Here is a 4,978-nt window from a genome sequence, read left to right as displayed (position 1 = left end):
GTGCACGCGCTTGCGGTCACGGCGGTATTCTTCTCCAGGGTGTCGGCCTTCCAAGAACCGGTCTGAGCGAGGGCCCCCTACGCCCGCACAGACCATGCCAGCGCAGTTGCCAGGCGAAATGTCCCGAGCCCTCCCGCCCACGGCGGCAGGATGAGGCCCGCAGCCGTGGGCCACGAGGCGAGGATGCAGTTCTGGGGACGCAGGTGGCAGGCCGCTCACATCAACAGGTCAAGCGCTGCATCCCTCGACACGCCTGCAATCATGCAGGGCGACGACCGCCACTTTTTCGGCCAACCGGGCAAGGGTTTTCTCCCCTCCCCAAGGTGACATGCCGTGCAAGAGGAGCATCGACCGGATCATCAGCGGATGCCTGCGAAGCCGCTCGCGCAGGAAGTCGAGCGCCTCCGGCGTTGTACGCAGGGGATCGGCGTGGGCGGCGTAGACTTCCTTGCCGATCTGCACCTGCACGTGGGGGTTGGCTAGCAGGTTGCGGTACCAATCCGCCTGGGTTCCTCGGGCAGAGCCCACATACAACACGCCATCGATCTCCTCATACTGCAGCGGCGTCTTGCGGGGAAGCCCGGACCTCCTGCCCGTCGTCGTGAGCACAAGCACGAGCCCTATTCCGAGGCCTGACTCGAACCTGAGCAGGGCGCGCGGGTTGTTGCGGCGGATCAGACGCCAGATCACAGGGGTCCTCGTTTCATACTGCGGCATCAAGATTCCACTCAGGCACACTCGTTCGTCGTCTTCTGGCTAGGCCGCGCAGTCAGCACCTGGAAACCGGCAGCGATGGCGCTCCTCCCGCCGAGATCGCAGGTATCCGTCGGGGCCCCCACTGCCGAAGCGAGGCGCATTGCCCATCTGAAGAGCCCCGCCGCGACCAGTCCATCATAGGGGTCGCCTCCTCCACGGGTCAAGTGACCTCCTGCCCGGATGGGCCCGTGGGCCGTGAAGCTACCGATCACATGCTTCCAGCGGGGCATGTGCAGCCATTCTGCGTGTCGTGCGCCAGCGGAGACCCAACCCCTTCCACCCCCTTGAATCGGGTGCGCCGCCTGCGAGTGGCAAGTGCGGAACTGAGTTCAGCGCATGCCGGCGACTTCAGCGGTGATGTTGCCGTGCCATGTCTTTACCTTTGGCGAGGCAGGAAACCGGGCAAGTGGCGACATCCGGGGCGAATGCGTGGATGGCGGCTGGCCTCATCGACCAGCCTTTCGCCGGGAGGGGCATCCGCCGGGCCCGCCTCCCTGCAAACCAGAGCGGCTCTCAGGGCAGCAGCGCCCCTTGCGTCTCTCCATGGCCGGTTACAGAGTCGTAGCTTGCCTCTTGGCCCCGGTACTTGTAAATCACCACCTGCGTCACCCGATCGGCCGAGAGCTCGAGCGCATCGCAGTGCGTCTGCGCCGGCAGATCCATCAGCACATGGCGGACCTCGCACGCGGCTGCGATCGCGATCTGCGCATGCCCTTCCTCGTGGGTTTCGAGCGCCCGAATGAACCGGCGCCAATCCTCCACCTGCGCCGGATCGGCCTCGCGGGGCGGGTTCCACAGAGGCAGCTGCATGCTGATATCGACGGCGACCTCCGGTTCCCCGATCTGGCATACCCGTTCCTGCTCAACGTAGGGATACGTCCATCGCACGTCCCAGGTCGTGACGGCGTCCCATTTCATGCCCGCCTCGTCGGTCGGGCGGTGCAGTGCCATGGAGGCTTGCAGCTGGTCGAGGGTGACGCCGCGCACCCGGTAGTCCCGGCGCCAACGGGCCAGGTCCAGGTCCCGGGCGGGATCGCAGCCAGGCTGGATCATCGGCGTGCCCGTCGGGGGCACGGGTGCGCCCCGGAGAGGGGACGGGCGGCAGCCAGGTATCAGCAATAGGGTCATCCCAACGATGAAGCTGAGCTTCCTTCCGCGCGGACAGCAAAGCTGGGCAGGCAAATTGACCTGCTGCCGGCGCGCCCGGCGCCAGGTCGCACTCCACCAGCATTCTCTAACCGCTGGCCCGAGCTCTCGTGGCCGGCTCTTCATTCGCAGCCTGATGTCAGCCAGTAGGATCGCATCCCGCAAGAAATCTCAGCCGGTTGTTTCTGATCGCGCTGGCTAGCGTAGCTGCGGATATCACGACCAACCCGCAGACTACGGGACCAGATGCCGGTAGGGGAATCAAGCCCGGGGCTCGCACATCTCATCGTCAGCCGAGGGCTGTTGTGTGCCAGATCGCTGCCGCCGTTGTGAGTCCGACCACCCTGCCCCCCTCGCGCAGGATGACACCGGCACCGAGAAATCCCACACCGGCGACGATACCTGCCGCGATGCGCGTCGGATCGTTGTCGCCAGCCAATCTCGAAGACAGAATGGTGAAGAGCGCGGCACCCAGACAGATGAAGATCAAGGTTCGTAGTCCGGCCGCCTTGTCCCTATACTCCCGCTCGATTCCGATCAAACCCCCGGCCATCACCGCCAAGCCCAGCTTCAGCAGGTCCTCGGGAATCAGGAACATATCAGCCTCCGTTGCAGGCAAACCCGCCGGAAGAGAGGCCCGCGCTGAACCCCTCGCACCTATGGGGCTCAGTCCCTCGCAGCGGATTGGTCGCGAGTTTGGTGGTCATGCGCGTGCCTGCTGCCCTGAAGAATGTGCTCTCACGCTGGCTTCATGGCGGGCGTCTTCCGCCGGCCAGTCAAGGCCCCCACGATCAACACGATCGCCAGAGCCAGAGCTAGAGTCCAGGCCGCGATTGAGACCACTGAGGTGGCGTTGGCTTTGAGGGCGATCCCGACAAACGCCCAGATCAGCACAAGCACGAAGGCGAAGTCGCGGCGCGTAGCAAGCACCAACGCCCCGATTACCGTCGCGGCCGTCAACATGATCGCTGCCCACCCTTGCGGCGACACGCCCCATCCGTTCCAACCAACGAAGTACAGCGTCGTTGTGACATTGGCGATGGTTGCCACGGTCGCCCACCCCAGGTAGACGCTGGTCGGAATTTGCAGGCACCATCGCTCACCGCGTGAGACGGACACCCGCCCGATCTCTAGCCGCAGGTAGATGCCCGTCAGCAGCAAGACCAGGGCGATGAGTGCCAAGGGCGCCAGCAGAAACCGCTCATAATGCCAGAGGAGCAGCCAGGTCATGTTGGCCAGGCCGCTGAGGACGAACAGGTATCCGACGCGCTTCAACCGGGGATTCTCCCGCTGTGACGGCAGCGCCTGGAATACGGCGAAAGCGACCAAGCCCATGTAGATCAAGCCCCAAATCGAGAAGACATATCCGGCCGGGACAAAGAAGACCTGAAACCGGTCGGAGATCTCCCCAGTATTCAAGCCGTTCAAGGGCAAGGCATTGGCCAGGACATTGAAGGCGATGGTCGCGGCGACCGTCACGATCGTCACGATCTGCCTAAGGGTAGTGCGATCCACTACGTAGCTCCTTTCATTTGACCCCGCCCGGCTGATCTCGCGGGGGTTGCGGCCAATTGTAGGCTATCTGCACTAGTGGTCGAGGCGACTCGTTCCCGTCAGACTGCAAACTCCCATCGGGTAGCCGTGTTCGGGTAGTCGGCCTCCGACCACCCGAACACGGTCCTTGGACGCACTTCGAAGTTGACAGTCCCTGCCTGGTCCACATCCGGCTTCAAGGCATACTTGGCCTGATAGGCATCTACGTACTCTCGCAGCACCGAGCGGTCTGCCACCTCCCTGGCCTCCCCCTCGATCACCACGACTTCATCCCCGCTGTCGAGATGAATCACGATCTTCGGATTCCCGGACAGATTGAGCGCCTTGCGCGACCGCCGAGCGGTGCTGAAGAGCAAGCCCCCCGCCAGCCATATCCCCCACACCGGCATGGCGTGTGGCTCGCCATCCCCGTCCGAGGTAACCACCCAATAGTTGCGTGCATCGACCAGTCGAGCCTCGGTCCATTCCCAAGGCAACAGGTCATCGGGGCCCGCGGCCTCCCTCAGGCCGTAGGACTTGGGGACATCCGGGCGTGTTGACTTCATTGGTACACCTTTCAGTCGAAGAAATCGCGCAGGCAGCCGAAGCTCCCGGAGGGCTTGTTCGGCAACTCTGTTCGCAGACTCCTCACGTGAGCCTGGTTCTCGTCAGCCGAACACCAATCGTCCCTGGTCAAACACCTTCAAGCTCAGCAAGAAACCGCACGATGCCGAGCTGGTGCCTCAAGGCGCCATGGCAATCGCGCCAACACTTTCAATGCCGTCTCGTTGCCACGCGCTCTCCTCTCGTCCAGGCTCAGGAGACGGGAGCATGTCGAGAGGGGTTCCACTCCATGGAACTGAAAGTCGAGGCTTCTGCGGGGGTTTGGGACCAGAAATTTCGCCCCATCGAAGCGCTCACGCACGCATCCGCGCGGGACACATCCTTGGTCAGGTCGTTCAGTTTCTCCAGGCCGCGGCCGGGAAGGCAATCCCCCGCCTTCTGCCAGCAGCCGCGCCTCTGGCGGTGAGGGCAGCGAAAGATGATAATAGCAGAGGACATGATGCATTTGCCCCAAGCGCTCTCCGTCCTGGTGTACCTCGCCTCAGCGATCGTCTTCACGGCCGCGCTTCTTGTCGTCTTGCGCGGCAAGTCGCGCTGGGTCAAGGGTTGTGCTCTCTCGCTCACCTATGCCTGCATTGGGTTCGTGGCAGTCCTCGAATTCCCCATCACCCAGATGCCGTTCTGGTCCAGAGACTTCTCTCTCACCTGGACGATGATGGTCCTGGCGTGCGCCATCGGGGTTGTATGCCTGCGACCATGGAGCGTTGCCTTCTGGGAAGCACGAAGACAGCCGCGGCGCTACCTTTCTGGACTCTCCCGCCCATCAACGGAGGACCAAACGGAGGCTGCCACCAGCCGGGATAAGCCGTTCGCGCAAGCCCAGCCGCAGGTTACGCCACCCCAACCCATGCTCTTGAGCCGTGGCAGATCCGTTCGAAGGTCGGTTTGGGTTCTGCTTGCGATCGCAGTGGGAGTGGGC

The 4,978-nt window shown here is 63.5% G+C and carries 6 protein-coding genes; 1 reads left to right on the top strand and 5 read right to left on the bottom strand.

Annotated features, from left to right (window positions below):
- Positions 1 to 228: 228 nt before the first annotated feature.
- From MUO23_03830 to MUO23_03810, 5 genes are all read right to left on the bottom strand, one after another.
- A complete protein-coding gene (locus tag MUO23_03830; protein MCJ7512081.1) occupies positions 229 to 690 on the bottom strand; it encodes a nitroreductase family deazaflavin-dependent oxidoreductase in 462 nt (153 codons plus the stop codon).
- 579 nt (positions 691 to 1,269) lie between these two features.
- The gene (locus MUO23_03825; protein ID MCJ7512080.1) at positions 1,270 to 1,809 is read right to left on the bottom strand and encodes a DUF922 domain-containing Zn-dependent protease; all 540 of its coding nucleotides are present in this window, start codon (positions 1,807 to 1,809) and stop codon (positions 1,270 to 1,272) included.
- 382 nt (positions 1,810 to 2,191) lie between these two features.
- Positions 2,192 to 2,500 carry an MgtC/SapB family protein gene (locus tag MUO23_03820; protein ID MCJ7512079.1) on the bottom strand — a complete coding sequence of 103 codons (309 nt, stop codon included), beginning with the start codon at positions 2,498 to 2,500 and terminating at the stop codon, positions 2,192 to 2,194.
- A gap of 140 nt (positions 2,501 to 2,640) precedes the next feature.
- The gene (locus MUO23_03815) at positions 2,641 to 3,417 is read right to left on the bottom strand and encodes a hypothetical protein (protein MCJ7512078.1); all 777 of its coding nucleotides are present in this window, start codon (positions 3,415 to 3,417) and stop codon (positions 2,641 to 2,643) included.
- Between the two features lie 98 nt (positions 3,418 to 3,515).
- Entirely contained in the window at positions 3,516 to 4,001 is a 486-nt protein-coding gene (locus MUO23_03810) for a pyridoxamine 5'-phosphate oxidase family protein (GenBank protein MCJ7512077.1), read from the bottom strand.
- Between the two features lie 476 nt (positions 4,002 to 4,477).
- Between MUO23_03810 and MUO23_03805 the strand changes: the two genes are divergently transcribed.
- A partial coding sequence (locus tag MUO23_03805) for a hypothetical protein (GenBank protein ID MCJ7512076.1) occupies positions 4,478 to 4,978 on the top strand: 501 nt, incomplete at its 3' end.

The sequence above is a fragment of the Anaerolineales bacterium genome, assembly GCA_022866145.1.
GTDB lineage: Bacteria > Chloroflexota > Anaerolineae > Anaerolineales > E44-bin32 > PFL42.
The sequence above is the reverse complement of the archived record's forward strand: the minus strand, read 5'-3'. Positions and strand labels throughout refer to the sequence as shown.

Excerpts from the sequence above, each read along its gene's own strand:
- MUO23_03825 (MCJ7512080.1), bottom strand. The coding sequence starts at position 1,809 with ATGATCCAGCCTGGCTGCGATCCCGCCCGGGACCTGGACCTGGCCCGT.
- MUO23_03820 (MCJ7512079.1), bottom strand. The coding sequence starts at position 2,500 with ATGTTCCTGATTCCCGAGGACCTGCTGAAGCTGGGCTTGGCGGTGATG.
- MUO23_03810 (MCJ7512077.1), bottom strand. The coding sequence starts at position 4,001 with ATGAAGTCAACACGCCCGGATGTCCCCAAGTCCTACGGCCTGAGGGAG.